The following is a 24628-nucleotide window of genomic DNA, read 5'->3' on the forward strand; positions in this document are numbered from 1 at the left end:
GTCCTCCACAGGTCGTCGTCGGACGCTGTTCTCCCGGGGACGCCTCGTTCGAGCTCCGCAGCTCGTCTGCTGCTGCTTCGCTGGAGGCATGGCTGATGCGGAGACGGTGCGAGGAGAGGTCCTCGCCCTCGGCGACCGGGCGGCGGCGCTCGCGAGGAGCGCCTCCCCGGTGCTCCTGACCGCGGCGGAGGCGCTGCACGCGGGACACCGCGCGGCGCTGACCTGTCCCGACGCGTTCGCCCGAGGCTCCTCGACGGACAGCAAGGATGCGACGGACCTCGTCGAACGGTCGATCCGAGCGGAGTTCGCCGTCGCCCTCGGGGTCTCCGAGCGCACCGCCGCCAGGGAGCTGCTGCACGCCTCGCTCCTGATGGAGGAGCTGCCGCGGACCCGCTCCGCGCTCGCCGACGCCAGGATGCGCTGGGAGGCCGGCCAGCTCGTCTGCTCCGTCGCGGCGACCCTCCCGGCAGCGGCGCGCGCGGCCTACGACGACCGGGCCGTCGACCTCGCGGAGACGCTGACCCCGGGGCAGCTGCGCCACGCCCTCGCGCGGGTGCGGGAGGAGCTGCACGACGAGCCCCTCGCCGAGCGGCACGCTCGCGCCCGCGAGGACCGCCGGGTGTGGATGACAGCCGGGATCGACGGCATGGCGACGGTCTGCGCGCACGTCCCCGCGCCCGAGGCCGTCGGAGCGCTCGCCCGACTCGACCGCATCGCGAGGGATCTGCGGGACGGCGCCGAAGGGGACCGCGATCTGCGGACGCTGGCGCAGCTCCGCGCCGATGCGTGGGCCGACCTGCTCTGCCACGGGGACGTGGCGGGGACCACTCCGGAGGGAGCCGCGGCGCCCTCGACCGGGCTGCGGGCCGAGGTGAGAGTCACCGTGGCGGCGAGCACCGCCGCGGGTGACGACGAGGCGGCCGCCGAGCTCGACGGCTACGGGCCGATCCCTGCCGAGACGGTGCGAGCGCTCATCGACGACGACGCCGCCTTCACTCCCGTGCTGACCGACGAGGAGACCGGCGCGGTCGTCTCCGTCGGGCGCCGCCACCGGCTCCCACCGCCGAGGATGAGGCTGCTGGTCCGCCTCCGCGACCAGACCTGCCGCTTCCCGGGCTGCACCCGGCCGGCGTCCTCGACGGAGACCGACCACAGCGTCGAATGGCGGAACGGGGGAGAGACGACTCCCGACAACCTCGCCTCCCTGTGCGTCGCCCACCACCACGTGCGCCACGGCGACCGCTGGACGTATCTGCTCCATCCGGACGGCACAGCGGACTGGACCACACCGACCGGCCGCCGCGTGACGACCCGGCCGCCGGCGCTGCCCGGGCGTCCGCCGGTGGGTGCAGGACGACGGCCGGGTGCTCCCCGGCTCGACGGGGACCCGGCGGGGTAGGCGCCGGGTAGCCGACGGCTTCAACGACTCCCGACGTGCGTCAGGCCAGCGCGTCGGTGATCGGGCGGAACTTCATGCGGGTCTCGGCGAGCTCGGACTCGGGAACGCTGTCGGCCACGATGCCGGCGCCCGCCCAGGCCGTGACCGCGCCCTCGGCCGTGACCTCGGCGCTGCGGAGTCCGACAGCCCACTCGCCGTCGCCGTTGCCGTCGATCCAGCCGACGGGTCCTGCGTACCGACCGCGGTCGAAGGGCTCCAGGTGCTCGATGAGCGCAAGGGCGTCGGCGGTCGGAGTGCCGGCCACTGCGGCGGTCGGGTGAAGAGCATCGACGAGATCGAGCGCGCTGGAGGAGTCGTCCAGAATTCCTCGCACGTCCGTCGCGAGGTGCCAGAGGTTCGGCAGGCGGAGCGTGAACGGGGCGGCGCCCGCCGTCAGCTCCCGTGTGTGGGGCTCGAGTTCCCGGACCAGACTGGCGAGAGCGAAAGCGTGCTCCGAGCGGTCCTTCGGACTCTCGAGCAGAGCGGCCTCCACGTCCGCGTCGGCGAGGGGATCCTCGCCTCGTGCGGCCGTGCCGGCCAACACCCTCGCCGAGATCTCGCCCCGATCGACCGCGACCAGCGTCTCCGGACTGGCGCCGAGGAATCCGTCCACGGCGAAGCCCCAGCAGTCCGGGTACCGCTCGGTGAGCGCACCCAGCATCTGACGCAGGTCCGCCCCCGGCGGGAGCCGTCCCTTCAGATCGCGCGCGATCACGACCTTGGACAGCTCACCCGCCCGGATCGTCTCCACCGCGGCAGCGACCGCCGCGCGGTACCCGTCCGGCGGCAGCGCACCCGGCGAGAGCGGCACGTGGTACTCCGCCCCCAGCGGCTCCTCGCTCGGCGTATACGGTCTCTCCGCCTCGCCGATCGTGATCCGCGTCAGCCATGACCGGCCGTCGCGCGTCCCGATCACGGTGCGCGGCACGATCAGCACGCTCGTCGCCTCGGATCGGCTCGAGAAAGCGAAGGTCCCGAACGCGACCAGCCCCGTCCCGGGCAGTCCGACCCGGTCCTCCACCGTCGCCGCGTCGCAGAGCCGACGCCAGGCCGCCGCGGCATCCCGCAGCCGTTCCGGGCCCGAGAACTCGAGGCGCAGGGCCTCGCCGCGTCCGCTGAGGCCGGCGCCGTCGCGCTGCCAGAGGAGGGGCCGCCTCGGGTCGGAGTGGGAGAGGAGCGACTGCGGAGAGTCCAGTGGAGTCGTCTCCGCACGCAGCAGGGGGGTTCCAGCGCCGATGAGCGTCACCTCAGCAGGGTACGCCCGCGCCAGAAGGTGGGACGTCCCATGCCGCGGGGCTCGGGGCGCAGGGCTCCGTTGCTACCGTGATCCGGTCCGGGGCCGCCGCGCGAGGCGGAGCGGGGCGGTCCCGGCGCTTCCCCAGGGGGGGGGAGCGCGCCGACCGGCGCGGGACGGCGGATGCACAGCCGCCGTCCCGCGTCTCGCCGTAGACTTGCGGATCGTGACGAAGGCAGACCTCACCAAACGGCCCGACGAGGTCGCCTCGATGTTCGACACCGTGGCTCCCGCTTACGACCTGGTGAACGGACTCCTCTCGGTGGGGAACGACCGGCTCTGGCGGATCGCGACCACTCGCGCCGTCAACCCTGCTCCCGGTGAGCGCATCCTCGACATCGCGGCCGGCACCGGAACGTCGAGCGCGTCGCTGGCGCGGTCGGGCGCCCAGGTCGTCGCAGCCGACTTCTCCCCGGGGATGATCGCCGTCGGCCGTCGCCGTCAGGCGGGCAACGACCGGATCGAGTTCGTCCAGGCCGACGCGATGGACCTCCCGTTCGAGGACGAGTCGTTCGACGCCGTGACCATCTCGTTCGGTCTGCGCAACGTGGCCGAGCCGAGGACGGCGCTCGCCGAGTTCCTGCGTGTGCTGAAGCCCGGCGGCCGGGTCGTGATCTGCGAGTTCTCGACTCCGCCGATCGCTCCGCTGGCCGCCGCGTACGACTTCTACCTGTCGACGGTCATGCCCGCCGTCGTGCGCCTCGCGTCGTCGAACAATCCTGCGTACGACTATCTAGGCGATTCCATCCGGGCCTGGCCGGAGCAGAGCGTCGTCGCCGCCTGGCTCCGCGCGGCGGGCTTCGAGCGCGTGGCCTACCGCGATCTGACCGCGGGCATCGTGGCGCTGCACCGCGGCGTCAAGCCGATCGCGGCGACCCGATGACGACCGGGGTCCGCACAGGCCGAGACGTTAGGGTTTCCCTGTGAACGCCACTGCGCCCGTCGCCCGTCGCAGCCCGTCTCTGACGGCGCAGCTCGGCCTCTCCGAGCGCATCTTCTCCTCCTCGTCGGACCGCGCTCTCGCCCGCACGATCGACGCGGGTCTGGAGCAGGTCGAGGAGGGTCTCGTCCGGCAGCTGTCCTTCGCGGACGCCGTGGCCGACGTCTCCACCCGGTACCTCCTCGAGGCGGGCGGCAAGCGCGTGCGCCCGATGCTCACCCTCCTGGCCGCGTCGCTGGGCCGCGGCAACACGCCGCAGGTCCTGCTCGGTGCGCAGGCGATCGAGATCACGCATCTCGCATCGCTCTACCACGACGACGTCATGGACGAGGCGGAGAAGCGCCGCGGCGTCCCGTCGGCGCAGACCGTGTGGGGCAACAACGTGGCCATCCTGACGGGCGATCTGCTCTTCGCCCGCGCGAACCAGCTGATGGTCGAGCTCGGCGACAAGGCGATCCGGCTCCAGGCCGACACGTTCGAGCGGCTCGTCCTCGGGCAGCTGCATGAGACGGTCGGCCCGACCGACGGCGAGGACCCGGTCGAGCACTACCTGTCCGTCCTGGCCGACAAGACCGGGTCCCTGATCGCCGCGGCGGGCCGCACGGGAGTCGCGTTCTCGGAGGCTCCGGAGGAGTACGAGGAGGCCATGCGCGTCTTCGGCGAGAAGATCGGCGTCGCCTTCCAGATCGTCGACGACGTCATCGACCTCTCTCCCCAGCCGGAGGAGACCGGAAAGAACCCCGGCACGGACATCCGCGCCGGCGTGTCGACGCTGCCGATCCTGCGCCTGCGCGAGCGCGCCTCCTCCGATAGGGAGGCCGCGGCTCTCCTCGCCCGCATCGAGAGCTATGTGAGCCGCTCGAACGACGCCATCGCGCACACGGAGGAGCAGAGCGCCGACATCTCGGACGCCATCGCTCAGCTGCGCGATCACGACGTCACCGCGCAGACCCTCGCCGAGGCCCACCGGTGGGCCGACGAGGCCGTCGCCGCCCTCGCTCCGCTGCCCGACGGCTCCGTCCGCAAGGCGCTGACGCGCTTCGCCGACACCGTCGTCGAGCGCAACGGCTGACCCCGATCGTCGCGGCGCGCCCTGCGCCGCAGGAATGAGACCGGTTGTGCGCTGCGGCGCCCCGGCAGGAGGAACGCAATGACCAAGCTCAGGCTGGCCATCGTCGGCGCGGGTCCCGCGGGCATCTACGCCGCCGACCTCATGATCAAGGCCGAGAAGAAGTACGACGTCTCGATCGATCTGTTCGAGCACCTGCCCGCGCCCTACGGCCTGGTCCGCTACGGCGTCGCGCCCGATCACCCGCGCATCAAGGGGATCATCACCGCGCTGCGGGAGGTGCTCGACCGGGGCGACATCCGCATCTTCGGCAACGTGCACTTCGGGACCGACATCACGCTCGAGGATCTCAAGCGGCACTACCACGCCGTGATCTTCGCGACCGGCGCCGTCCGCGACGCTCCGCTCGACGTCCCGGGTGTCGAGCTCGAGGGCTCCTACGGTGCGGCCGACTTCGTCAGCTGGTTCGACGGCCACCCCGACGTGTCGCGCACCTGGCCGCTGGAGGCGTCCTCCGTCGCCGTCATCGGCAACGGCAACGTGGCGCTCGACGTCTCGCGGATGCTGGCGAAGCACGCCGAGGACCTCCTGCCCACCGAGGTCCCGCCGAACGTCTACGAGGGGCTGAAGGCGTCTCCTGTCACCGACGTGCACGTCTTCGGGCGCCGCGGTCCCGCTCAGGTGAAGTTCACGCCGCTGGAGCTGCGCGAGCTGGGCGAGCTGCGCGACGTCGACATGATCGTCGCCGACGAGGACTTCGACCTCGATCCCGCTTCGGAGGCCGCCATCGCGACCAACAAGCAGGTCATGGTCATCAACCGGGTGCTCAACCAGTGGCGCACCCGCGAGGTCGGGAGCGCCTCGCGTCGTCTCCACCTGCACTTCTGGGCGAAGCCGCTCGAGTTCGTGGACGACGGATCCGGTCGGGTCGGCGCGATCCGGTACGAGCGCACCGAGCCGGACGGCGAGGGCGGAGTGCGCGGCACGGGTGAGATCCGCGAGGTCCCGGTCCAGGCCGTGTACCGCGCGGTCGGCTACTTCGGCTCGCCGCTCGACGGCCTCCCGTTCGACGAGATGCGCGGCGTGATCCCGAACCGCGAGGGGCAGGTCCTGGACGACGAGGACCAGCAGGTCCACGGCGTGTACGCGACCGGCTGGATCAAGCGCGGACCGGTGGGCCTCATCGGGCACACCAAGTCCGACGCCATGGAGACCGTCGCGCACGTGCTCAACGACCAGGCGTCCTGGTGGACGCCCGAGCACCCCGAGGAGGCGGCCGTGGTCGCCCTGCTCGAGGAGCGGGAGATCGCCTACACGGATCTCGACGGCTGGCACCGGCTGGACGAGCACGAGATGGCGCTCGGCGAGCCCGAGGGCCGTGCGCGCGTGAAGGTCGTTCCTCGCGAGGACATGATCGCGATCTCGCGGGCGGAGCCGGTCGCGCTCTGACGCGTGCTCTCCGAACGGCCCTCCGGTGCACTCCGGGGGGCCGTTCGTCGTTCCGGCGCGGACGCCGCGCACCTCCTCTAGGATTCGGGCACCGCTCTGGACGGAGACAGCATGACCACGGCCTCGCCCCACGACGTCATCCGGGTGCGCGGTGCGCGCCAGAACAACCTCCGGGGGATCGACGTCGACATCCCGAAGCGGAGGATCACCGTGTTCACCGGGGTCTCGGGCTCCGGCAAGTCGTCGCTCGTCTTCGGCACCATCGCGGCCGAGTCCCAGCGCCTCATCAACGAGACCTACTCCGCCTTCGTGCAGCAGTTCATGGGGTCGCCGGCCCGCCCGGACGTGGAGTCGCTCGACGGACTGTCGGCCACGATCGTCGTCGACCAGGAGCGGATGGGGTCGAACGGCCGGTCCACGGTCGGCACGGCGACCGACGCGTACACGATGCTGCGGATCCTCTTCAGCCGGATCGGCGATCCGCACGCGGGCACGAGCGGTGCGTTCTCCTTCAACCTGCCGGAGGGGATGTGCCCGCGGTGCGAGGGGACAGGCCGGGTGTCGAGCATCGACCTCGACGCGCTGATCGACCGCTCGAAGTCGCTCGAGGGCGGCGCTCTCGACGCGATCCCCAACTTCGTCGTCGGCGGCTGGTACTGGAAGGGCCTCGCCGAGTCGGGCCTCTATCCGGCCGATGTGCCGATCGCCGACTTCACGCCCGAGCAGATGGACGCGTTCCTCCACCGTCCGGCCACGAAGATGGCCATCGCCGGGATGACGATGACCTACGAGGGCCTCCTGGTGAAGGTCACCCGCCTCTACCTGGCGAAGGAGGCGGCGCAGCCGCACATCCGCGCCTTCGCCGAGCGGGTGGCCACCTTCGCCGCCTGTCCCGAGTGCGGAGGCGGCCGGCTCACCCGCGCGGCACTGGAGTCGCGCATCGGGGGCCGGAACATCGCCGAGTGCGCCGCGCTGCAGGCGACCGACCTCGCCGCGTGGCTCCGCGGGCTGCAGGCGCCGTCCGTCGCTCCTATCGTCGAGACCCTCCTCGGGACGCTCGACGCCCTCGTCCAGGTCGGGCTGGGCTACCTGTCGCTCGATCGGGAGTCGGGCACCCTCTCGGGCGGTGAGGCGCAGCGGGTCAAGATGGTGCGGCATCTGGGATCGAGCCTCACGGACGTCACGTACGTCTTCGACGAGCCGACGGCGGGTCTGCATCCGCACGACGTCTCGCGGATGATCGAGCTGCTGCGCCGCCTGCGGGACAAGGGCAACACCGTCCTGGTGGTCGAGCACAAGCCGGAGATCATCGAGATCGCCGATCACGTGGTCGACCTCGGTCCGAGGGCCGGTGCGCACGGCGGCGAGCTGCGGTTCGAGGGGACGGTGGCGCAGCTGCGCACGTCCGACACCCTGACGGGCCGTCATCTCGGTCACCGCGTCCCGCTGAAGGAGGCCGTGCGCCGTCCGACCGGGGCGGTGGAGATCCGCGGGGCCTCCACGCACAACCTCCGCGGCGTCGACGTGGACGTCCCGCTGGGCGTGCTGACCGTCGTCACCGGAGTCGCCGGCTCGGGCAAGTCGTCGCTCCTGCACGGCTCGCTCGCGGGTCGGCCGGGCGTGGTGGTGGCCGACCAGTCGCCGATCCGCGGCTCGCGGCGCAGCAATCCGGCGACCTACACCGGGGTCCTCGACGCGATCCGGGCGGCCTTCGCGAAGGCGAACGGTGTGAGACCGGCGCTCTTCAGCGCGAACTCGGCAGGCGCCTGCCCCGTCTGCAAGGGGGCCGGGATGATCTTCACCGAGCTGGGCCCCGCCGCGACGGTCTCGTCGGTCTGCGAGGAGTGCGACGGCAAGCGGTTCACCGCTGAGGTGCTCGAGTACCGCCTCCGCGGGAGGAACATCCACGAGGTGCTCTCGATGCCGATCGTCGACGCCGCGGAGTTCTTCGCGAGCGGACCGGCGCACACGGTGCTCGCCCGTCTCGTCGACGTCGGTCTCGGCTACCTCACGCTCGGACAGCCGTTGAACACGCTGTCCGGGGGCGAGCGCCAGCGCCTCAAGCTCGCGATCAACATGGCCTCGTCCGGATCCGTCTACCTGCTCGACGAGCCGACCACGGGCCTGCACCTCGCGGACGTCGACACACTGCTCGGACTGCTCGACCGGCTGGTCGACTCCGGGAACTCGGTCGTGGTGATCGAGCACCACCGCGCCCTGATGGCGCACGCGGACTGGATCATCGACGTGGGGCCCGGAGCCGGGCACGACGGAGGGACGATCGTCTTCGAGGGGACTCCGGCCGGGCTCGCGGCGGCGGACACGCTGACCGGACGCGCCCTCGCCGAGTACGCGCGCTGAGGCGCACGGAGCCGCGACGTCCGCGGGTCAGCGCGAGAACGGGCCGGACAGGGCCGCCCACTGCAGGAGCATGATCGTCTTCGCGTCGACGATCTGCACGCCGATCTGGGTCAGCGCCTCGTCGAACGAGAGCTCGAGGACCTCGATGTCCTCGCCCTCGTCGGCGAGTCCCGCGAACGCTCCGCTGCGGGTCCCCGCGCGGTAGCGCCCGGCGTAGAAGTGCAGCTTCTCGGTGACCGAGCCGGGGCTCATGAACGCGTCGAACACGTGCTCGAGCCGGCCGACCTCGAGTCCGGTCTCCTCGGACGCCTCGCGGCGGGCGCCCTCCTCGGGCCCGTCCTCGTCCAGGAGACCGGCGGGCACTTCGAGGAGCATCCCGTCGAGGTCGCCGTTCACGTACGCGGGGTAGCGGAACTGCCGGATCAGGACGACGGTGCGCGCGTCGGCGTCGTAGAGCAGGACCGCCGCGCCGTTACCCCGGTCGTAGGTCTCGCGCTGCTCGCTCGTCCAGCTGCCGTCGCGGTGCCGGTAGTCGAAGCGGGTGGTGCGGAGGACGTACCAGTCGCTCGAGAGGAGGGTGACCTCCTTCACGACCACGTCGGGGTTCCCGACGAGGTCGAGCCCGTCCCTGTCGAGTCCGGTGCGGCCCCGCCGGTCGGGCTCGTCGATTCCGGCGGTCACGCGCGTGCTCCCGTGTGCGTCATTCCTCAGCGGAAGTTGACGAACTGGAGGTCGAGCTCGAGGTCGGCTCCGCGCAGGAGCGCCATGGTCGCCTGGAGGTCGTCGCGGCTCTTCGAGGAGACGCGGAGCTCGTCGCCCTGGATCTGCGACTTGACCGACTTCGGCGCCTCGTCGCGGATGAGCTTGTTGATCTTCTTCGCGTGCTCCTGGTCGATGCCCTCCTTGAGGGTGGCCTCGATCCGGTACTCCTTGCCGGACGCGAAGGGCTCGCCCGCGTCGAGGCTCTTGAGGCTGATGCCGCGCTTGATCAGCTTCGACTGGAAGACGTCGAGGATGGCGTTCGCCCGCTCCTCGGTGTTGGCCTTGATCAGGATCTTCTCGCCGCTCCAGGCGATCGAGGCGCCGACGTTCTTGAAGTCGTAGCGCTGCTCGACCTCCTTGTGGGCCTGGTTCAGGGCGTTGTCCGCCTCCATCTTGTCGATCTTGCTGACGACGTCGAACGTTGAATCTGCCATGGCTCCGAGTTTAGCTTTCAGGCGTGGCGGAGCCCGGCCCCAGGCGCGGCTGGTACCTCTGAGGGGTGCGCCGCCTCCCCGTTCTCGTCCTCGTCCCGCTCGCCGGCCTCCTCCTGGCCGGCTGCGGCCAGCGGCCGCCCGCGCTGACGGTCGAGGAGGGCCTGTCCACCGTCCCTCCCGCGGCGACCGCTCCCGTCGCGGCCGACCCCGTCGTGCTGGAGGATCCCGAGCAGGCCGCGGCGACGCCGGTGCGACTGCTCGCCGACGAGGCGTGGCTGGGCACGGCGTCCGAGGGGAGCGGCATCCCGCTGCGTGCGCTCACCGCCTACGCGGGCACGGCCCTCCTCACGGCGTCGGTCGACCCCGACTGCCGGTTGGACTGGGCGACCCTGGCCGGCATCGGCTACGTCGAGAGCAGGCACGGCACGATCGACGGCGGCGAGCTGGGCGAGGACGGGCGGCCGACGGAGCCGATCTACGGTCCGCGCCTGGACGGAGCGCGCTTCGACCGGGTCCCCGACAACGACGGCGGGGCTCTGGACGGCGACGCCGAGGTCGACCGGGCGATGGGTCCGCTGCAGATCATCCCGGCGACGTGGATGGCGTGGGCGTCGAGCGGATGGGATCCGCAGAACGTGGACCAGCAGGCGGTGACCGCCGCCCGGTACCTCTGCGACGCCGGCGGCGACCTCTCGACGGAGTCGGGATGGCGGGCGGCGATCGCGGCATACAACCCGGCCGGGAGCTACGCGGGGAAGGTCGCGGAGGCGGCGTCCCGCTACGCGGCGGAGGCGGACTGAGGCCGCGCGGCACCGATTTCCGATCCGCCGGTCGCGTGGGTATCCTTGCTGAGCGCCTCCGGTTGTGAACACGCGGTCGGGTGCGCCACGGCGAGTTACCCTAGCGGCCAAAGGGATCTGACTGTAAATCAGACGGCGTAGCCTTCGGGGGTTCGAATCCCTCACTCGCCACCGAGCAGGAACATCCAGCAGACGCCCCGGCATCACGAGATGCGCGGGGCGTTCCGCATGTCGGGGGATCGCCCTTCCGGCGGAGCGCCTTTCCGGGGGAGCGCCTTTCCGGGGGAGCACCGGTCCGGCGGATCGCCGGACCCGGCCTCTTCGTCCCGTCGCACCTCGCGCGCCGTCGGCCCGGCCCGCGCCGTCGCCTCAGCCCCGCGCCTCCTGCTCCAGGAACGCTGCGAGGGAGAGCGGCGGCCGTCCGGTCAGCCGCTCGACGTCGGACGAGACGTGCTTCAGCTGTCCGGCGGCGATCGCGGAGTAGGTGCTGACCCAGGCGTCCAGCTGCCAGTCCGGTGCGTTCCACCGGCGGCGTGACGCGTACGCCTCCTCGAGGGTCTCGTCGACGTACACGGCGGGGCGGCCCGCCGCCGTCAGGCTCGCCGCGACCTCGTCGAGGGTGAGGGCCTCGGGCCCGGTCAGCTCGTAGGCGGCTCCGCGGTGCTCGGAGGGGGAGCGGAGGACCGCGGCGGCGGCGCGGGCCACGTCCTCGCGCGCGACGACGGCGGCACGGCCCGATCCCGCGGGTCCGCGGATCGCGCCGTCGTCGCCGAGCATCGCGGGCAGGAAGTCGAGGTAGAGGTTGTCGCGGAGGAACGTCCAGCCCATGCCCGAGCGGCGGATCGCGTCCTCGGTGGCCGCGTGGTCTCGGGAGAGGGTGAAGACCGCGTCGGGTGCGGCTCCGGCGAAGGAGGTGTAGACGACGTGCTCGACACCCGCGGCGGCGGCTGCACCGACGAACGCGAGGTGCTCGGCGCGGCGCTCCTCGTTCTCGGAGGCGGAGACCATCAGGAGGAGGCGCACGCCCTCGAGCGAGTCGCCCGCGTCGGCGAAGGAGGAGCGCACCACCTCGGCCCCGGGGAGCTCGGGCGCGCGGGACGGGTCGCGGACCAGCAGGCGGAGGGCGTGACCGGCGTCGGCGAGCTCGCGCGCGACGCGACCGCCCACGGCTCCGGTGGCTCCCGTGAGGGCGATAGGGGTGCTCATCCCCCCATGATGGGCCCGATCCCTAGGCTGGGGCCATGAGCGACAACGCCCCCCTCCTCGCCATCGCCCGCTCGATCGCCGTCGAGGCGGCGCACCTCGCCCGCCAGCGGCGGCAGGACGGTGTCGAGATCGCCGCGTCGAAGTCGTCCCCGGAGGACGTGGTGACGGCCGCGGACCGGGAGGTCGAGGAGCTGATCCGCAGGCGCTTGGCCGAGGCGCGTCCGGACGACGGCTTCCTCGGCGAGGAGTCGGGGTCGGGAGGCGGCACGAGCGGGCTGACCTGGGTCGTCGATCCGATCGACGGGACCGTCAACTACCTCTACGGCATCCCCTCCTACGCGGTCAGCATCGCTGTGGTGGAGGGGGAGCCGGATCCCGCGACCTGGACCGCGCTCGCCGGCGCGGTCGTGAACGGAGCGACGGGCGAGGTGACCACGGCCAGCCGAGGCGGGGGAGCCGAGCGGGACGGAGTCGCGCTGCAGGTCTCGGCTCCCTCCTCCCTCTCGCTCGCGCTGGTCGGCACCGGCTTCGGCTACGACGCGGGCCGCCGGATGCGTCAGGGCGCCGTGGTGCAGGAGCTCCTGGGCTCGGTCCGCGACATCCGCCGCATCGGCTCGGCGGCGCTCGACCTGTGCTCGGTGGCCACCGGGCAGCTGAACGCGTACTACGAGCGGGGCTTGAACCCGTGGGACCTCGCTGCGGGCGCCCTCATCGCCGAGGAGGCGGGTGCGCGGGTCGCGGGACTCGACGGCGCATCCTTCGGCTCCGGGCTGCTCATCGCGGCACCGGATCCTCTCTTCGCCGAGCTGGAGGATCTGCTGCGCCGCCTGCGCGCGGACGAGGTGTAACCGCTCTCCCAGGCGGAGCCGACACGGATTCCGTGCGCCGAGAGGCGGACCGGCGCAGGATCCCGCCGGGGCTCGCCGCGCGTCGTGCCCCGATCGCGCCTGTGCGCGGCGGCCTCTGGCCGGATCCCGCCGGCCGTGGTTATCCTTTATGAATTCGTGATGTTCGCACAGGCTGCGCTCACGGAGCCGAGCGGTGCCTCTCCCTGGAGGCCCGCTCGTCCCCTGCCCCCGACGGAAGACATCGATTTCGTGAGCCCCGATTCGCCCGCCCCCGCTGCCCCTGCATCGACCCCCGGCGAATCGACTCCACCCCTCTCCCGTCGCGAGCTCCGCGAGCGCGAGCGCGCTCTGGCCCTCGCCTCCGACGTCTCGCTGGCGAGCGGCTCCGACGACCTCCTCGCGGCTCCCACGGCGGAGCAGCTGCGCGAGGCGGAGCGCCGCGTCGCCTCGGTCCGCAGCGCCCCGGCGCCCGTCCCCGCTCCGCGCGCGACGCCGCTCCGGCCCGTGCGCCGGGCCCGGGTCGGCGGACTCGTCGCCCTCTCCTTCGTCGCGGCCATCGTGGCGGCGACCTCTCTGCCGGCCACATCGCTCCTGACCGCGGAGGACGTGCAGGCGCAGAGCCTCTCGACCCCCTTCGGCGCCGACGCCCGCCGCGGCGCGCAGTCGTTCGTCGCCGGCGAGGTCAGCGCCGAGACGGTCGCCCGCGACGGCTTCGGCGTGCAGGAGCGCAAGACGCAGACCAACGTCGCCGACATCGTCCGCACCTCCGACACAGGCTTCACGAACGACCCGAACGCGTCGATCCAGTGGCCCTTCGCCGTCGGCGTGCCGGTGGGCGACCGCTTCGGCTACCGCAACTGCGCGGGCTGCTCGGTGAACCACGGCGGCACCGACTTCAACCCGGGCGACGGCTCGCCCATCCAAGCGATCGCCGACGGCGTCGTGCGCACGGTCATCGACGGCGAGGGCTCGCTCGGCGTGCACGTGATCGTCGACCACGAGATCGACGGGCAGCTCGTCTCGAGCGTGTACGCGCACATGCAGCACGGCTCGGCGGCCGTGAACGAGGGCGACCCGGTGAAGGTCGGCCAGCTGCTCGGCCTGGTGGGCACGACCGGCATGTCGACCGGCCCGCACCTGCACTTCGAGATCCGCCTCGACGGCGTGACGAAGGTCGACTCCTACCTCTGGCTCAAGGCCAACGCCGGGCGCTGACCCGGCGGCAGGACGCGGGAGTCGCCGGGCGGACCCCGCGGCCCGCTACTCCGCGCGCAGCCAGACCGTGGTGTCGGCCGGCAGCGCCGGCTCGTGCAGCTCCTCCGAGGACAGCACCACGGAGCCGACGGGCAGCTCGACCGGAGCCTCGCCGAGGTTCGCGATCACCGTGACCGTTCCGTTGCGGAACGCCACGACGTCCTCCGGGTAGCCCTCGAGCCACTCGACGGCGCCGGAGCCCAGGTCCTCGGCGCGGCGCACCGCGAGCAGGGACCGGTACAGCTCGAGCGTCGAGCCCTCGAGACCGCGCTGGCGGTCGCGGGCGAGCGGCGCCCAGTCGCCGGGCTGCGGCAGCCAGGAGTCGCCGGAGCCGCTGAAGCCGTACGCGGGCGCGTCCGCCTCCCACGGGATCGGCACCCGGCAGCCGTCGCGGCCGTAGCGCTCGCCGCCGGTGCGGAACCAGGTCGGGTCCTGACGCGCCGAGTCCGGCAGGTCGATCGCCTCGGGGAGCCCGAGCTCCTCGCCCTGGTAGACGTAGGCGGAGCCGGGGAGCGCGAGCATGAGGGCGGACGCGGCACGAGCGCGGCGCAGCCCCAGGACGGGGTCGGGGAGTCCGGGCGTGCGCGGGCCGATGCCGTAGCCCTGCGGGTTGTCGGACGTCAGGGCCAGGCGGCTCGCGTGGCGCACGACGTCGTGGTTCGACAGCACCCACGTCGACGGGGCGCCGACGGCGGCGAAGGCCTCGACGGAGGAGTCGATGATGTCGCGGAGGGCGGGTGCGCTCCACGGGGTCTCGAGGTAGGCGAAGTTGAAGGCCTGGTGCATCTCGTCGGGGCGGACCCAGCGGGCGAGCTTGGAAAGGGGCTGCACCCACGCCTCGGCGCAGAGCACGCGGTCGTCCGGGTACTCGGCGAGCAGGGAGTGCCAGTCGCGGTAGATCTCGTGGACGCCGTCCTGCGCCCAGTAGGGGGCGGTGGGCTCCTCGCCGTCGGCCGGAGCGACTCCGCCCATCGACCCGCTGTCGGCGGGCGGCGTGTAGTCGGGCAGCCCCTCGGCCTTGATCATCCCGTGCGCGACGTCGACGCGGAAGCCGTCGACGCCGCGGTCGAGCCAGAAGCGGAGGACCTCCCGGAAGCGCTCGCGCACCCACTCGTTCGTCCAGTCGAAGTCGGGCTGCGAGGTGTCGAAGAGGTGCAGGTACCACTGGCCGGCCGAGCCGTCGGGCTCCATGACGCGGGTCCACGCGGGGCCGCCGAAGACAGACTCCCAGTTGTTCGGGGGCAGCTCGCCCGACTCGCCCCGGCCGTCGCGGAACAGGTAGCGCGCCCGCTCGGCGCTGCCCGCGGGAGCGGCGAGCGCCTCCTGGAACCAGCGGTGGGCGCTCGAGGAGTGGTTGGGGACGAGGTCGACGATGATCCGGATGCCCAGGGCGTGAGCGCGGGCGAGCATCGCGTCGAAGTCGGCGAGGGTGCCGAAGAGCGGATCGACGTCGCAGTAGTCGGCGACGTCGTAGCCCGCGTCCTTCTGCGGCGAGGTCATGAAGGGCGAGAGCCAGATCGCGTCGACGCCGAGCTCGGCGAGGCTCTCGAGGCGCGAGGCGATGCCGGGCAGGTCGCCGATGCCGTCGCCGTCCGCGTCCGCGAAGGAGCGCGGGTAGATCTGGTAGATGACGGCGGTGCGCCACCACTCGGCTCCCCGGCGGTGCTCGGCCTCGGAGTCGGGGCCGGGGGAGTTCTCGGGCGCGCCGGAGCTAGCGGAGTCCAGGGTCATGAGGTCCAGTTTATCGGGCGGCTCGTGGGCGCCGGGGGCACGCCCCCCGCCGTCCCGTACAGTCGACGGGTGATCGAAGAGACGCCGGACGAGGCCCGAGCCCGACGCCGACGGGCGCTGCTGTGGGTGGTGCCGCTGCTGGTGCTGCTGGTCGGCGGCCTGGTCGCCGTCACCCTCGCGATCGGCGGATTCGCGCTGCGCAGCATGACCGGCGCCTCCGCCGTGCAGCTCGTCCTCGTCGCCTAGGCGGTCGCGGCCGGGCCGTCCTCGTCCTCGGGCGGGGGCGCGGAGGAGGTGCGCGCCCGCTCCTCGGACGCGTGCGCGGTCTCGGGCCCGGTCGCGCGGGCCTGCTCGTCGGCGCGGGTGACCGCCTCCGCGAGCTCGTCGGCGACGAGGTACCCGGGAGAGACGGCCTCGGCCCGGTAGGCCGCCCGGCCGACCATGTGCGCCGAGACGGGCACGGTCAGCAGCTGGAAGCCGATCACCAGCACGATGGTCCCCGCGGCGGCGAAGCCGGGGTTCCGGATGGCGACCGCGAGCATCACGCAGATCAGTCCGAGCACCTGCGGCTTCGTGCCCGCGTGCATCCGGGAGAGCAGGTCGTCGAACCGCATCAAGCCGATCGCGGCCAGCAGCGAGAGCAGGGCGCCGACCAGCAGCAGCACAGCGGTGAGCACGTCGAAGAACAGGTCCATGTCAGTCCTCCTCGCGGTTGGCCATGAACTTGGCGACGCTGATCGATCCGAAGACGGCGAACAGCGCGAGCCCGAGCGCGACGGGCAGGGTCCGCGCGTGGTGGTCGACCGCCATCTCGGCGCCGATCCCGCAGATGATCGTCGCGACGAGCACGTCGGCCGCGACGACCCGGTCGAGCACGGACGGACCGCGGAGGATCCGCACGAGCGCGAGCAGGCAGGCGGCGCCGAAGACCGGCACCAGGATCCAGATCAGCCAGTCGATCACCGGACCACCCCCGATCCGGCCTCGATCGGCCGATTCACGCGCTGCACGTCCTCGCGGGAGCCGATGGCCCGGACGATGCGCGCTTCCGTCCGGAGGACCGTCCGGCGCACCTCGTCGATCCGCTCGCCCTCGTCGTGGGTCACGCCGAGCACGTGCAGGTAGAGGACGTTCAGCTGCGGGTCCACGTCGATCACCAGGGAGCCGGGGACGAGCGAGACGGCCTCCGTCGTCCAGACGAGCATCCCCTCGGAGCGGCTGCGCAGGTGCACGGCGACGATGGCGTTGTGGACCGGGACGGGCAGGGTCAGGATCTGCCAGGACACCCGCACCGAGGCCACCGCGATGTCGGCCAGGAGGCGCAGGAGGAAGAGGAGCACGAACCACGGGTTGATGCGGTTCGAGAACTCGACCGGCGGCAGGTAGAACACCCGGGTGATCAGCAGGGCGACCAGGAAGCCGGTGACGATCGACAGCACCGAGACGTCGTCCCAGAGCAGCACCCAGATCCCGACGAGGGTCACGAACATCGCGACGCGGTTCCAGATGTCGACGCGGCGGCGGGGGCTCATCGCGGCCCCTCCTCTCCGAAGGACGAGTCGCGGTAGACGGTCGCGATGTAGGTCGCGGGGTCGGCGACCGCGCTCGCCGCTCGCTCGCTCGCGTCGTAGAGGGGACCGGCGCCGACGGTCAGCACGACGCCGACGACGACCATCCCCGCGGTGGCGAGCACCATCATCGGCGGCGAGTGGCGGGTGCGGATGCTGCCCGTGTCGTGGGGGTCCTCCTGCAGCTGGTCGATCAGGGGCGACTCGTAGCCGGGCACCTCCTCCTGCCGGCGCCAGAAGACCATGTTCCAGACGCGCGCGACGGCGTAGAGGGTCAGGAGCGAGGTGACGGCTCCGGCGGCGATGACGGCCCAGATCAGCCACGACGGCTGGTCGACGGCCGCCTCCGTGCCGGCGACGAAGAGCCCCACCTTGCCGAGGAAGCCGGTGAACGGCGGGATCCCGCCGAGGTTCATCGCGGGGATGAAGTAGAGCAGCGCCAGCAGCGGCGAGGCCTTGAGCAGCCCGCCGAGGCGCAGGATCGAGGTGGTGCCGCCGACGCGCTCGATCAGGCCGGTCGCGAGGAAGAGCGTCGTCTGCACCGTGATGTGGTGGATGACGTAGAAGATCGTCGCCGCGTAGCCGGCCGGGGTGCCCACGGCGATCCCGAAGACCATGTAGCCGATGTGCGAGACCAGCGTGAAGGACAGCATCCGCTTGATGTCGGCCTGCGCGACGGCGCCGAGGATGCCGACGATCAGCGTCAGCAGCGCCACCACCAGCAGCACCTCGCTCAGCCTCCCGCCGGGGAAGAGCAGGGTCTCGGTGCGGATCAGCGCGTACACGCCGACCTTGGTGAGGAGTCCGGCGAAGACGGCGGTGACCGGCGCCGGAGCCGTGGGGTACGAGTCCGGGAGCCAGAACGACAGGGGGAACACGGCCGCCTTGATCCCGAAGCCGAGCAGCAGCACCACGTGGAGCACCAGCTGCACGTCGGCGGGGAGCTCGGCGATGCGGATCGAGAGCTGCGCCATGTTGACCGTGCCGGTGGCGCCGTAGAGCAGGCCGATGGCCGAGAGGAAGAACACGCTCGAGACCAGGCTGACGACCACGTAGGTCGTGCCGGCGCGGATCCGCGGCGCGGTGCCGCCCAGGGTGATCAGCACGTAGCTCGCGGCCAGCAGGATCTCGAAGCCGACGTAGAGGTTGAAGAGGTCGCCCGCGACGAAGGCGTTGAGGATGCCCGCCGAGAGGATCAGGTAGGTCGGGTGGAAGATCGTGACCGGCGTTTCGCGGTTGCCGTCGACGAGGCCCTGGCCGACCGAGAACAGCAGGACGCCCAGCAGGGTGATCGAGGTGATCACGAGCATCAGCGCGGCGAGCGGATCGACGACCAGCACGATGCCCCACGGCGGCTCCCAGCCGCCCACGTAGACGGCGCTGCCGCCTCCGTCGCCGGTGAGGACCAGCACGAGCATCACCGAGGAGATCACCAGAACGCTCGAGAGCGTCACGATGTTCACGGTGATCTGCGCGCGCCGGTGGCGTCCGAGGATCAGCGCGACGGCCGCTCCCAGGAGGGGGAGGGTGACGACGAGCGGGATCAGGGCGTTCATCGGTCCTCCTTCCTGTCGTCGGTCATGGCGCTCTCCCCGTGCTTGGCGGCGGTGCCCTCGTCGCTGGACTCGAGCAGGACGTCGAGCGCCCGGTCGTCGGCGGTGGTCTGGGCCGAGATGCCCGCCGCGTCCTCGCGGACGGAGGCGTCGGTCTCGTCGTCCTCCACCTGGTCGGCTTTGGCGAGGCGCCAGCGCCGGTAGATCATCGCGAGGAGGAAGGCGGACACGCCGAAGGTGATCACGATCGCGGTGAGGATCAGCGCCTGCGGCAGCGGGTCGGCCATCTCGGCGGCGATCTGCTCGTAGGAGCGCCCGTCGTCGGTGACGAACGGCGCGATGCCCGAGCGGCCGGCCATCAGCAGGATGAGGATGTTGGTCGCGTTCCCGACGAGCAGGAACCCGATCAGGATGCGGGTGAGGCTGCGCTCGAGCATCTGGTAGACGCCCGCCGCGTACATCACCGCCATCACGACGACGAGGACGAGGGTGATGCTCATGCGCCGTCCCCCCTGCCCGGTCCGCCGACGACCGTGGAGCCGGTGGGGAGCGAGGTCTCGAGCCCGTCGACCGTGCCCTGGCCGGGGCCGGGGGTGCTGTCGGTCGAGTGCGTGACGCCGTCGCCCGAGGGGGAGCCCTGCTCGGCCTCCTCGCCGTGGCGGTCGACCTCGCCGCCGAGGCTGCGGAGGATGTCGAGGGCGAGGCCGATCACGATCAGGTACACCCCGATGTCGAAGAGGGTGGACGTGCCCAGGTGGAGCTCGCCCAGCACCGGCACCTCGAGGTCGAGCCAGCTCGATTCGAGGACCTCGAGGCCGAAGGCGAGGGAGGAGACGGCGGTGCCGACGGCGAAGAAGAGGCCGAGTCCGAGGACCTTGCCCGCGTCGATCGGCGCGGCCTCGCCGAGCTCGAAGCGGCCGCCGGCGAGGTAGCGCGCGACGAGGGCGAGACCGGCGAGCAGGCCGCCCGCGAAGCCTCCGCCCGGGGTGTTGTGTCCGGTGAAGAGCAGGTAGACCGACACGATCATCGCGGGGTGGAAGAGCAGGCGCACCAGCACCTCGAGCACGATCGAGCGGTTCTCCGGCCGGAGCGTGCGCCCGGCGACGAGCCAGGAGCCCCGGTCGCCGTCGCGCTCGGCGTCGGCGGAGGAGGTGGTCAGGTCCATCGCGCGCTCGCGGCGGTCGTCGGCGCTCTGCGACTCGAGGCGGGGAGCGCCTCCGGCCCGGCTGGAGAGGAAGATCAGGCTCGCGACGCCGGTGGCGACCACGACGAGGACCGAGATCTCGCCCATCGTGTCCCAGGCGCGGATGTCGACGAGCAGGACGTTGACGATGTTGCGGCCCTTGCCCTCCTCGTAGGCGAGGCGGGGCAGCTCGGCCGAGATCGGCGTCGCGGTCCGGGCGCCGAGGGCGATGGTGGCGGCGAGGGCCATGACCGCTCCGACCGCGATGCCGATGACGGCGCGCAGGCGCTTGCGCATCGGCTGGTGCTTCGCGGCGATGCGGGTCGGGAGGCGGCGCAGCACCAGGACGAAGACCACGAGGGTCACCGTCTCGATCAGCGCCTGGGTGAGGGCGAGGTCCGGTGCGCCCTGCAGGGCGAAGAGGGCCACCATCCCGTAGCCGGTGGCGCCGGCCAGCAGCACGGCGGCGACGCGGTTGCGGGCGATCGCGCACAGCACCGCCGCGAGGATCATCACGGCCGCGACCGCGAGCTGGCCCGGGCTGTCCCAGAAGACGAGATCGCCCGGCCAGGTGCGGTTGAGGGCGGCCGCACCGCCGACGCCGAGGACGAAGACCGCGAAGATCACCGTCAGGTAGCGGGGGAGCGAGCCGCGCTGGACGGACTCGGTGACCGTGCTGGCGACGCGGTCGAGCCAGCGGACGGTGGCCCAGTAGCCCTCGGCGGAGTCGATCCGGTTGGGCAGCATCGACTGGGCGCGCGCGACGGCGACGCGCTTGGCGAAGAGCAGGAGTCCGACGGCGATCACGAGGGCGCTGAGTGCCAGCGCGGGCTCGAAGCCGTGCCAGAGCGCGAGGTGGTAGCCGCCGTGGTCGGAGGCCTCCGCGGCGGCGGCGAGCTCCGGGTCGGCGTCCGGAGCGGCGTAGGGGAGGGTGTCCGCGTAGACGGCGACGAGCGGGTCGAGCACGGAGGCGGCGATCCCGCCGATCACGCTGGCGGCGGCCAGCAGTACCGGGGCGGCGGTGAAGGTCCACGGCTCGGCGTGCAGGTGCGTGTCCTCGAGCCCCTTCTTCCGGGCGAAGGCGCCCCAGAAGAAGCGCGCGGAGTAGGCCACGGTGAGGATCGAGCCGAGGACGAGGCCGACCAGCGCGACCCAGGCCCAGAACGAGCCCTGCTCGATCGCCGAGATCAGGCTCGTGAACACGGCCTCCTTGGCGACGAAGCCCAGCAGCGGCGGGATGCCCGCCATCGACAGCACGCCGACGAGGGCGGCGCTCGCGAGCACCGGCGCCTGCCGTCCCAGGCCGCTGAGCTTGCGGAGGTCGCGCGTGCCGGCGCGGTGGTCGACGATGCCGACGGTGAGGAAGAGCAGCGCCTTGAAGAGAGCGTGGGCGACGAGCAGGGTCAGTCCGGCCAGCGCGGCGTCGCGCGAGCCGAAGCCGACGGCGACGGTCAGGAAGCCGAGCTGGCTGACGGTGCCGTAGGCCAGCACGAGCTTGAGGTCGTACTGCCGGAGCGAGCGCCAGCCGCCGACGAGCATGGTCCAGACTCCGACGCTCACCACCACGGGCAGCCAGACGGAGTCGTCGGCGAAGCCCGGCGCGAGGCGCGCGACGAGGTAGATGCCGGCCTTCACCATCGCGGCGGCGTGCAGGTAGGCGCTGACCGGCGTGGGAGCGGCCATCGCGGCCGGCAGCCAGAAGTGGAACGGCACCAGGGCCGACTTCGAGAACGCGCCGAGCAGCACCAGCACCAGGGCCGTCGACACGATCGGGCCGGAGGGGGCGGCGGCGACGATCCCGGAGAGGCTGGTGGTACCGGCCTGCACGATCAGGACGATGATCCCGACCAGCATCGCCAGCCCGCCGAGAGTCGTGACCAGGAGCGCCTGGAGCCCGGCACCCCGGCTCTCCTTGCGCCCGCTGTAGTGGCCGATGAGGAGGTAGGAGAGGACGCTCGTCGCCTCCCAGAAGACGAAGAGGATGATCACGTCGTCGGCCGTGACCAGCCCGTACATCACTCCGGCGAACGCGGACAGGAGCGCTGCGAACCGGCCCAGCGAGGGCTCGTCGCGGCTGAAGTACGTCGCGCAGTAGGCGAGGACCAGGGCGCCGACTCCGCTGACCACGAGGGCGAGGACGATCGAGAGCGCGTCCAGGCGGAAGGAGAGGGCGATGTCGAGCGCGGGGATCCACGGCACGGACTCGCGGATCTCGCCGCCGTCGAGGATCGTCGGCAGGGCGGTCGCGGTGGCGACGAAGCTCGCGGCCGGGATCAGCGCCAGCGCGTAGAACGTCTTCGGCCCGAACCGGTCCACCAGCCAGGGGGTCACCACGGCGATCGCGAACGAGATCACGAGGATGAGGAGCATCACATGTTCCTCCCAAGGTGTACCCAGCGCATAAGTCGGTCAAGAATATCGGAGCGCCCTCCCGCGGAACCTGAGTGTGCGAAGGCTTGACGGCCCCGTCGTGATCCGCCAGGGCCCTACCGTGGGGAGCATGGCCCGCTCGCTCCTCCCCGACCAGCTCTGCCGACTCCGCGTCCACGACCTCGCGACGGGGGAGTCGACGACCGTCTTCGAGTCCGACTCCGTCCTCGTGGAGGCGCCGAACTGGACTCCGGACGGCTCCGCCCTGATCGTGAACGGCGACGGCGGCCTCTTCCGGCTGCCGCTCGAGGGGGCGGCCGTGCTCGAGCCGATCCCGCTCGACGGGGTGCCGGCCGAGCTCAACAACGACCACGTGCTCGCCCCGTCCGGCGGGCTCGCCTACGTCTCGGCGCGCGACGGGCACCTCTACGCGGTCGAGCTCGACGGCTCCGCCCCCGCCCGCCGCCTGAGCGCCGAGCGCGAGGGCGCGCGCTTCAAGCACTACCTGCACGGCGTCTCGCCCGACGGCGCGACCCTCGCGCTGATCGGCGGCGGCGACGCCTCCGGGCGGTGGCGGACCGACGTCTACACGATGCCGGCCGGGGGAGGCCCGCTCACCGCCCTGACCGACGACGAGGCGGCCGACGACGGCGTCGACGTCTCGGCCGACGGCCGCACCCTCGTCTTCAACTCCGAGCGGGCCGGAGGAGGCGCGCAGCTGTTCCGCATCGGCCTCGACGGCTCCGCGCTCTCCCGCCTGGTCGAGTCGGACACGGTCGACTGGTTCCCGCACGAGTCGCCCGACGGCGCGCACCTGCTCTACCTCGCCTATCCGGAGGGGACGGCCGGGCACCCCGAGAACGTCGACGTCGAGCTGCGGCTGCTCGACCTCCCCGGGCGCGCGACGCTCGAGCCCGGCCGCGTGCTGGAGCGCCTCCACGGCGGGCAGGGGACGATCAACGTCTCCGGCTGGGCGCCGGACTCGACGCGCTTCGCCTACGCCGACTACCCGCGGCGCTGAGAGCCTGAGTCCTTGCCGCGCATGCGCGGGAGGGGGATCGATCACGGCGGGGAGCGGGTCTTGAATCGGGGGATGAGCATCGACAGCGCAGCATCCTCCTCCGTCACCCGCTCGCCGCTCGGCGACTCCGGCATCGACGTCTTCCCGCTCTCGCTCGGCGGCAACGTCTTCGGCTGGACCGCGGGGCGGCAGACCTCCTTCGACGTCCTCGACGGCTACACGGCCGCGGGCGGCGACTTCATCGACACCGCCGACGCGTACTCCGCCTGGGTCCCGGGCAACACGGGCGGCGAGTCCGAGACGATCATCGGCGAGTGGCTCGCGCAGCGCTCGGGGGACCGGGACGACGTGGTGATCGCGACGAAGGCGGGCCGCCACCCGCAGTTCACCGGCCTCGCGCCCGACACCGTGCGCGCGGCCGCCCGCGCCTCCCTCGAGCGGCTCGCGACCGACCGGATCGACCTCTACTACGCCCACTTCGACGACGAGGCCGTGCCGATGGCCGACATCGCCGCCGTGTTCTCCGAGCTCGTGGACCAGGGCCTGGTTCGCGCGATCGGAGTGTCGAACTTCAGCGCCGAGCGCGTCGCGGAGTGGCTGCGCATCGCGGGCGAGGAGGGCCTGCACGCGCCCGTCGCGCTGCAGCCGCACTACAACCTCGTGGAGCGCGGGATCGAGGCCGACCTGCTGCCCCTCGCCCGCGAGGCGGGGCTGGCCGTCGTCCCCTACTCCGCCCTGGCGTCAGGATTCCTGACCGGCAAGTACCGTGACGGATCGACGCCCGAGGGTCCGCGCGCCGACGGCGCCTCCCGCTACCTCGACGGCCGCGGCCGCCGGGTGCTGGCGGCGCTCGACGCGGCGGCGGAGGCGCACGGCGCCGAGGTGGCGACGGTGGCCCTCGCGTGGCTCCGCTCGCAGCCCGGAGTGGTCGCGCCGATCGCCAGCGCCCGCGTGATGGAGCAGTTGCCGGCGCTGATCGCCTCGGCCTCCCTCGAGCTGAGCGCCGAGGAGCTCGCCGCGCTCGACGAGGCGAGCCGGGCGTAGCCGCAGACGGGCGGCCGCGGGGGCGCGTCCCCCGCGGTCGTCGACGCTCCGCGGAGGTGCTATCGTCTAACGGTGCCAAATCGCGGGCACGCCCCGAGAGGGGCTGTCAGACCCGCAGGTGCGCCCCCTTAGCTCATTGGTAGAGCACTTCCTTGGTAAGGAAGAGGTAGTGGGTCCGATTCCCACAGGGGGCTCCGTTCCCCGCAGGCCAGACCTGCGAAGAACGCGCGGCGGGGTAGCTCAGGTGGTTAGAGCACACGGCTCATAATCGTGGTGTCGCGGGTTCAAGTCCCGCTCCCGCTA

Annotated in this window: 22 protein-coding genes and 3 tRNA genes; 14 read left to right on the forward strand and 11 right to left on the reverse strand. The window is 72.2% G+C overall.

Translation table 11 applies throughout. The annotated features are described in order from the left end of the window. The first annotated feature begins 88 nt into the window (after window positions 1-88). The gene (locus C5C37_RS10315; protein ID WP_104338896.1) at window positions 89-1399 is read left to right on the forward strand and encodes an HNH endonuclease signature motif containing protein; all 1311 of its coding nucleotides are present in this window, start codon (window positions 89-91) and stop codon (window positions 1397-1399) included. Between the two features lie 40 nt (window positions 1400-1439). Here C5C37_RS10315 and C5C37_RS10320 read toward each other — a convergent pair whose 3' ends face one another. Continuing rightward, window positions 1440-2684, reverse strand: coding sequence for an isochorismate synthase MenF (locus tag C5C37_RS10320; RefSeq protein ID WP_374954044.1), 1245 nt, complete (start codon window positions 2682-2684; stop codon window positions 1440-1442). Between the two features lie 214 nt (window positions 2685-2898). Here C5C37_RS10320 and ubiE point away from each other — a divergent pair, with 214 nt between their 5' ends. The 4 genes from ubiE (at window position 2899) to C5C37_RS10340 (ending at window position 8551) form a co-directional block, all read left to right on the forward strand. Then, window positions 2899-3615, forward strand: coding sequence for a bifunctional demethylmenaquinone methyltransferase/2-methoxy-6-polyprenyl-1,4-benzoquinol methylase UbiE (ubiE, locus tag C5C37_RS10325; protein ID WP_104226060.1), 717 nt, complete (start codon window positions 2899-2901; stop codon window positions 3613-3615). A 40-nt stretch (window positions 3616-3655) separates the two neighbouring features. Then, window positions 3656-4744 (forward strand): polyprenyl synthetase family protein, encoded by a 1089-nt coding sequence (locus C5C37_RS10330; RefSeq protein WP_104249782.1) that lies wholly within the window; start codon window positions 3656-3658, stop codon window positions 4742-4744. A gap of 78 nt (window positions 4745-4822) precedes the next feature. Then, window positions 4823-6190: an FAD-dependent oxidoreductase gene (locus C5C37_RS10335; RefSeq protein ID WP_104223603.1), complete on the forward strand. Its 1368-nt coding sequence runs from the start codon at window positions 4823-4825 to the stop codon at window positions 6188-6190. A 111-nt stretch (window positions 6191-6301) separates the two neighbouring features. After that, window positions 6302-8551 (forward strand): excinuclease ABC subunit UvrA, encoded by a 2250-nt coding sequence (locus C5C37_RS10340; RefSeq protein ID WP_104338897.1) that lies wholly within the window; start codon window positions 6302-6304, stop codon window positions 8549-8551. Between the two features lie 27 nt (window positions 8552-8578). Here C5C37_RS10340 and C5C37_RS10345 read toward each other — a convergent pair whose 3' ends face one another. Continuing rightward, window positions 8579-9232, reverse strand: a complete 654-nt coding sequence (locus C5C37_RS10345) for an NUDIX domain-containing protein (protein ID WP_104223605.1) — start codon at window positions 9230-9232, stop codon at window positions 8579-8581. Window positions 9233-9258: 26 nt separating this feature from the next. Then, window positions 9259-9747 carry a YajQ family cyclic di-GMP-binding protein gene (locus tag C5C37_RS10350; protein WP_104223606.1) on the reverse strand — a complete coding sequence of 163 codons (489 nt, stop codon included), beginning with the start codon at window positions 9745-9747 and terminating at the stop codon, window positions 9259-9261. Window positions 9748-9812: 65 nt separating this feature from the next. Here C5C37_RS10350 and C5C37_RS10355 point away from each other — a divergent pair, with 65 nt between their 5' ends. Both C5C37_RS10355 and C5C37_RS10360 read left to right on the forward strand, forming a co-directional pair. Next, window positions 9813-10547 carry a hypothetical protein gene (locus tag C5C37_RS10355; RefSeq protein WP_104254843.1) on the forward strand — a complete coding sequence of 245 codons (735 nt, stop codon included), beginning with the start codon at window positions 9813-9815 and terminating at the stop codon, window positions 10545-10547. Window positions 10548-10636: 89 nt separating this feature from the next. Beyond that, window positions 10637-10718 (forward strand) — tRNA-Tyr (locus C5C37_RS10360). 198 nt (window positions 10719-10916) lie between these two features. On the opposite strand, the gene C5C37_RS10365 is transcribed toward C5C37_RS10360, so the two are convergent. Then, window positions 10917-11753, reverse strand: coding sequence for an NAD(P)H-binding protein (locus C5C37_RS10365; protein WP_104338898.1), 837 nt, complete (start codon window positions 11751-11753; stop codon window positions 10917-10919). A gap of 35 nt (window positions 11754-11788) precedes the next feature. Between C5C37_RS10365 and C5C37_RS10370 the strand changes: the two genes are divergently transcribed. Beyond that, window positions 11789-12601: an inositol monophosphatase family protein gene (locus C5C37_RS10370; protein WP_104260456.1), complete on the forward strand. Its 813-nt coding sequence runs from the start codon at window positions 11789-11791 to the stop codon at window positions 12599-12601. A gap of 249 nt (window positions 12602-12850) precedes the next feature. Then, window positions 12851-13816 carry a M23 family metallopeptidase gene (locus C5C37_RS10375; protein ID WP_146076953.1) on the forward strand — a complete coding sequence of 322 codons (966 nt, stop codon included), beginning with the start codon at window positions 12851-12853 and terminating at the stop codon, window positions 13814-13816. Window positions 13817-13861: 45 nt separating this feature from the next. On the opposite strand, the gene C5C37_RS10380 is transcribed toward C5C37_RS10375, so the two are convergent. Continuing rightward, on the reverse strand, window positions 13862-15586 hold the full coding sequence (locus C5C37_RS10380; protein ID WP_104338899.1) for a glycoside hydrolase family 13 protein: 1725 nt from the start codon (window positions 15584-15586) through the stop codon (window positions 13862-13864). Window positions 15587-15655: 69 nt separating this feature from the next. Here C5C37_RS10380 and C5C37_RS17505 point away from each other — a divergent pair, with 69 nt between their 5' ends. Next, window positions 15656-15832 (forward strand): hypothetical protein, encoded by a 177-nt coding sequence (locus tag C5C37_RS17505; RefSeq protein WP_181067860.1) that lies wholly within the window; start codon window positions 15656-15658, stop codon window positions 15830-15832. Here C5C37_RS17505 and mnhG read toward each other — a convergent pair. The 6 genes from mnhG to C5C37_RS10410 are packed head-to-tail and all read right to left on the reverse strand — an operon-like array spanning window position 15829 to window position 22260. After that, on the reverse strand, window positions 15829-16281 hold the full coding sequence (gene mnhG, locus C5C37_RS10385; protein ID WP_244229587.1) for a monovalent cation/H(+) antiporter subunit G: 453 nt from the start codon (window positions 16279-16281) through the stop codon (window positions 15829-15831). The genes C5C37_RS17505 and mnhG overlap by 4 nt on opposite strands. Window position 16282: 1 nt before the next feature. Further along, entirely contained in the window at window positions 16283-16549 is a 267-nt protein-coding gene (locus tag C5C37_RS10390; RefSeq protein ID WP_308471052.1) for a monovalent cation/H+ antiporter complex subunit F, read from the reverse strand. Beyond that, a complete protein-coding gene (locus C5C37_RS10395) occupies window positions 16546-17118 on the reverse strand; it encodes a Na+/H+ antiporter subunit E (protein WP_104234245.1) in 573 nt (190 codons plus the stop codon). Before C5C37_RS10395 ends, C5C37_RS10390 begins: the two co-directional genes overlap by 4 nt. Further along, window positions 17115-18710 carry a Na+/H+ antiporter subunit D gene (locus C5C37_RS10400; RefSeq protein WP_104319315.1) on the reverse strand — a complete coding sequence of 532 codons (1596 nt, stop codon included), beginning with the start codon at window positions 18708-18710 and terminating at the stop codon, window positions 17115-17117. Before C5C37_RS10400 ends, C5C37_RS10395 begins: the two co-directional genes overlap by 4 nt. After that, a complete protein-coding gene (locus C5C37_RS10405) occupies window positions 18707-19207 on the reverse strand; it encodes a Na(+)/H(+) antiporter subunit C (protein WP_104338900.1) in 501 nt (166 codons plus the stop codon). Before C5C37_RS10405 ends, C5C37_RS10400 begins: the two co-directional genes overlap by 4 nt. Further along, on the reverse strand, window positions 19204-22260 hold the full coding sequence (locus tag C5C37_RS10410) for a Na+/H+ antiporter subunit A (protein ID WP_104335860.1): 3057 nt from the start codon (window positions 22258-22260) through the stop codon (window positions 19204-19206). The genes C5C37_RS10405 and C5C37_RS10410 overlap by 4 nt, the downstream gene beginning before the upstream one ends. A 130-nt stretch (window positions 22261-22390) precedes the next feature. On the opposite strand from C5C37_RS10410, the gene C5C37_RS10415 reads away from it, so the two are divergent. From C5C37_RS10415 to C5C37_RS10430, 4 genes are all read left to right on the forward strand, one after another. Next, entirely contained in the window at window positions 22391-23281 is an 891-nt protein-coding gene (locus C5C37_RS10415; RefSeq protein WP_104338901.1) for a PD40 domain-containing protein, read from the forward strand. Between the two features lie 72 nt (window positions 23282-23353). Next, entirely contained in the window at window positions 23354-24325 is a 972-nt protein-coding gene (locus C5C37_RS10420; protein WP_104260450.1) for an aldo/keto reductase, read from the forward strand. Between the two features lie 122 nt (window positions 24326-24447). Beyond that, a tRNA-Thr gene (locus tag C5C37_RS10425) sits at window positions 24448-24519 on the forward strand. Between the two features lie 35 nt (window positions 24520-24554). Beyond that, window positions 24555-24628, forward strand: a tRNA-Met gene (locus tag C5C37_RS10430).

Source organism: Rathayibacter sp. AY1F9, assembly GCF_002932155.1.
Classification (GTDB): domain Bacteria; phylum Actinomycetota; class Actinomycetes; order Actinomycetales; family Microbacteriaceae; genus Rathayibacter.

What these genes read in the sequence shown, in the direction of transcription:
- C5C37_RS10335 (WP_104223603.1), top strand. Translation starts at nt 4,823, where the DNA reads ATGACCAAGCTCAGGCTGGCCATCGTCGGCGCGGGTCCCGCGGGCATC.
- C5C37_RS10415 (WP_104338901.1), top strand. Translation starts at nt 22,391, where the DNA reads ATGGCCCGCTCGCTCCTCCCCGACCAGCTCTGCCGACTCCGCGTCCAC.
- C5C37_RS10380 (WP_104338899.1), bottom strand. Translation starts at nt 15,586, where the DNA reads ATGACCCTGGACTCCGCTAGCTCCGGCGCGCCCGAGAACTCCCCCGGC.
- C5C37_RS10395 (WP_104234245.1), bottom strand. Translation starts at nt 17,118, where the DNA reads ATGAGCCCCCGCCGCCGCGTCGACATCTGGAACCGCGTCGCGATGTTC.
- C5C37_RS10410 (WP_104335860.1), bottom strand. Translation starts at nt 22,260, where the DNA reads ATGCTCCTCATCCTCGTGATCTCGTTCGCGATCGCCGTGGTGACCCCC.
- C5C37_RS10370 (WP_104260456.1), top strand. Translation starts at nt 11,789, where the DNA reads ATGAGCGACAACGCCCCCCTCCTCGCCATCGCCCGCTCGATCGCCGTC.
- C5C37_RS10400 (WP_104319315.1), bottom strand. Translation starts at nt 18,710, where the DNA reads ATGAACGCCCTGATCCCGCTCGTCGTCACCCTCCCCCTCCTGGGAGCG.
- C5C37_RS10340 (WP_104338897.1), top strand. Translation starts at nt 6,302, where the DNA reads ATGACCACGGCCTCGCCCCACGACGTCATCCGGGTGCGCGGTGCGCGC.
- C5C37_RS10315 (WP_104338896.1), top strand. Translation starts at nt 89, where the DNA reads ATGGCTGATGCGGAGACGGTGCGAGGAGAGGTCCTCGCCCTCGGCGAC.
- C5C37_RS10365 (WP_104338898.1), bottom strand. Translation starts at nt 11,753, where the DNA reads ATGAGCACCCCTATCGCCCTCACGGGAGCCACCGGAGCCGTGGGCGGT.
- C5C37_RS10420 (WP_104260450.1), top strand. Translation starts at nt 23,354, where the DNA reads ATGAGCATCGACAGCGCAGCATCCTCCTCCGTCACCCGCTCGCCGCTC.
- mnhG (WP_244229587.1), bottom strand. Translation starts at nt 16,281, where the DNA reads ATGGACCTGTTCTTCGACGTGCTCACCGCTGTGCTGCTGCTGGTCGGC.
- C5C37_RS10350 (WP_104223606.1), bottom strand. Translation starts at nt 9,747, where the DNA reads ATGGCAGATTCAACGTTCGACGTCGTCAGCAAGATCGACAAGATGGAG.
- C5C37_RS10405 (WP_104338900.1), bottom strand. Translation starts at nt 19,207, where the DNA reads ATGAGCATCACCCTCGTCCTCGTCGTCGTGATGGCGGTGATGTACGCG.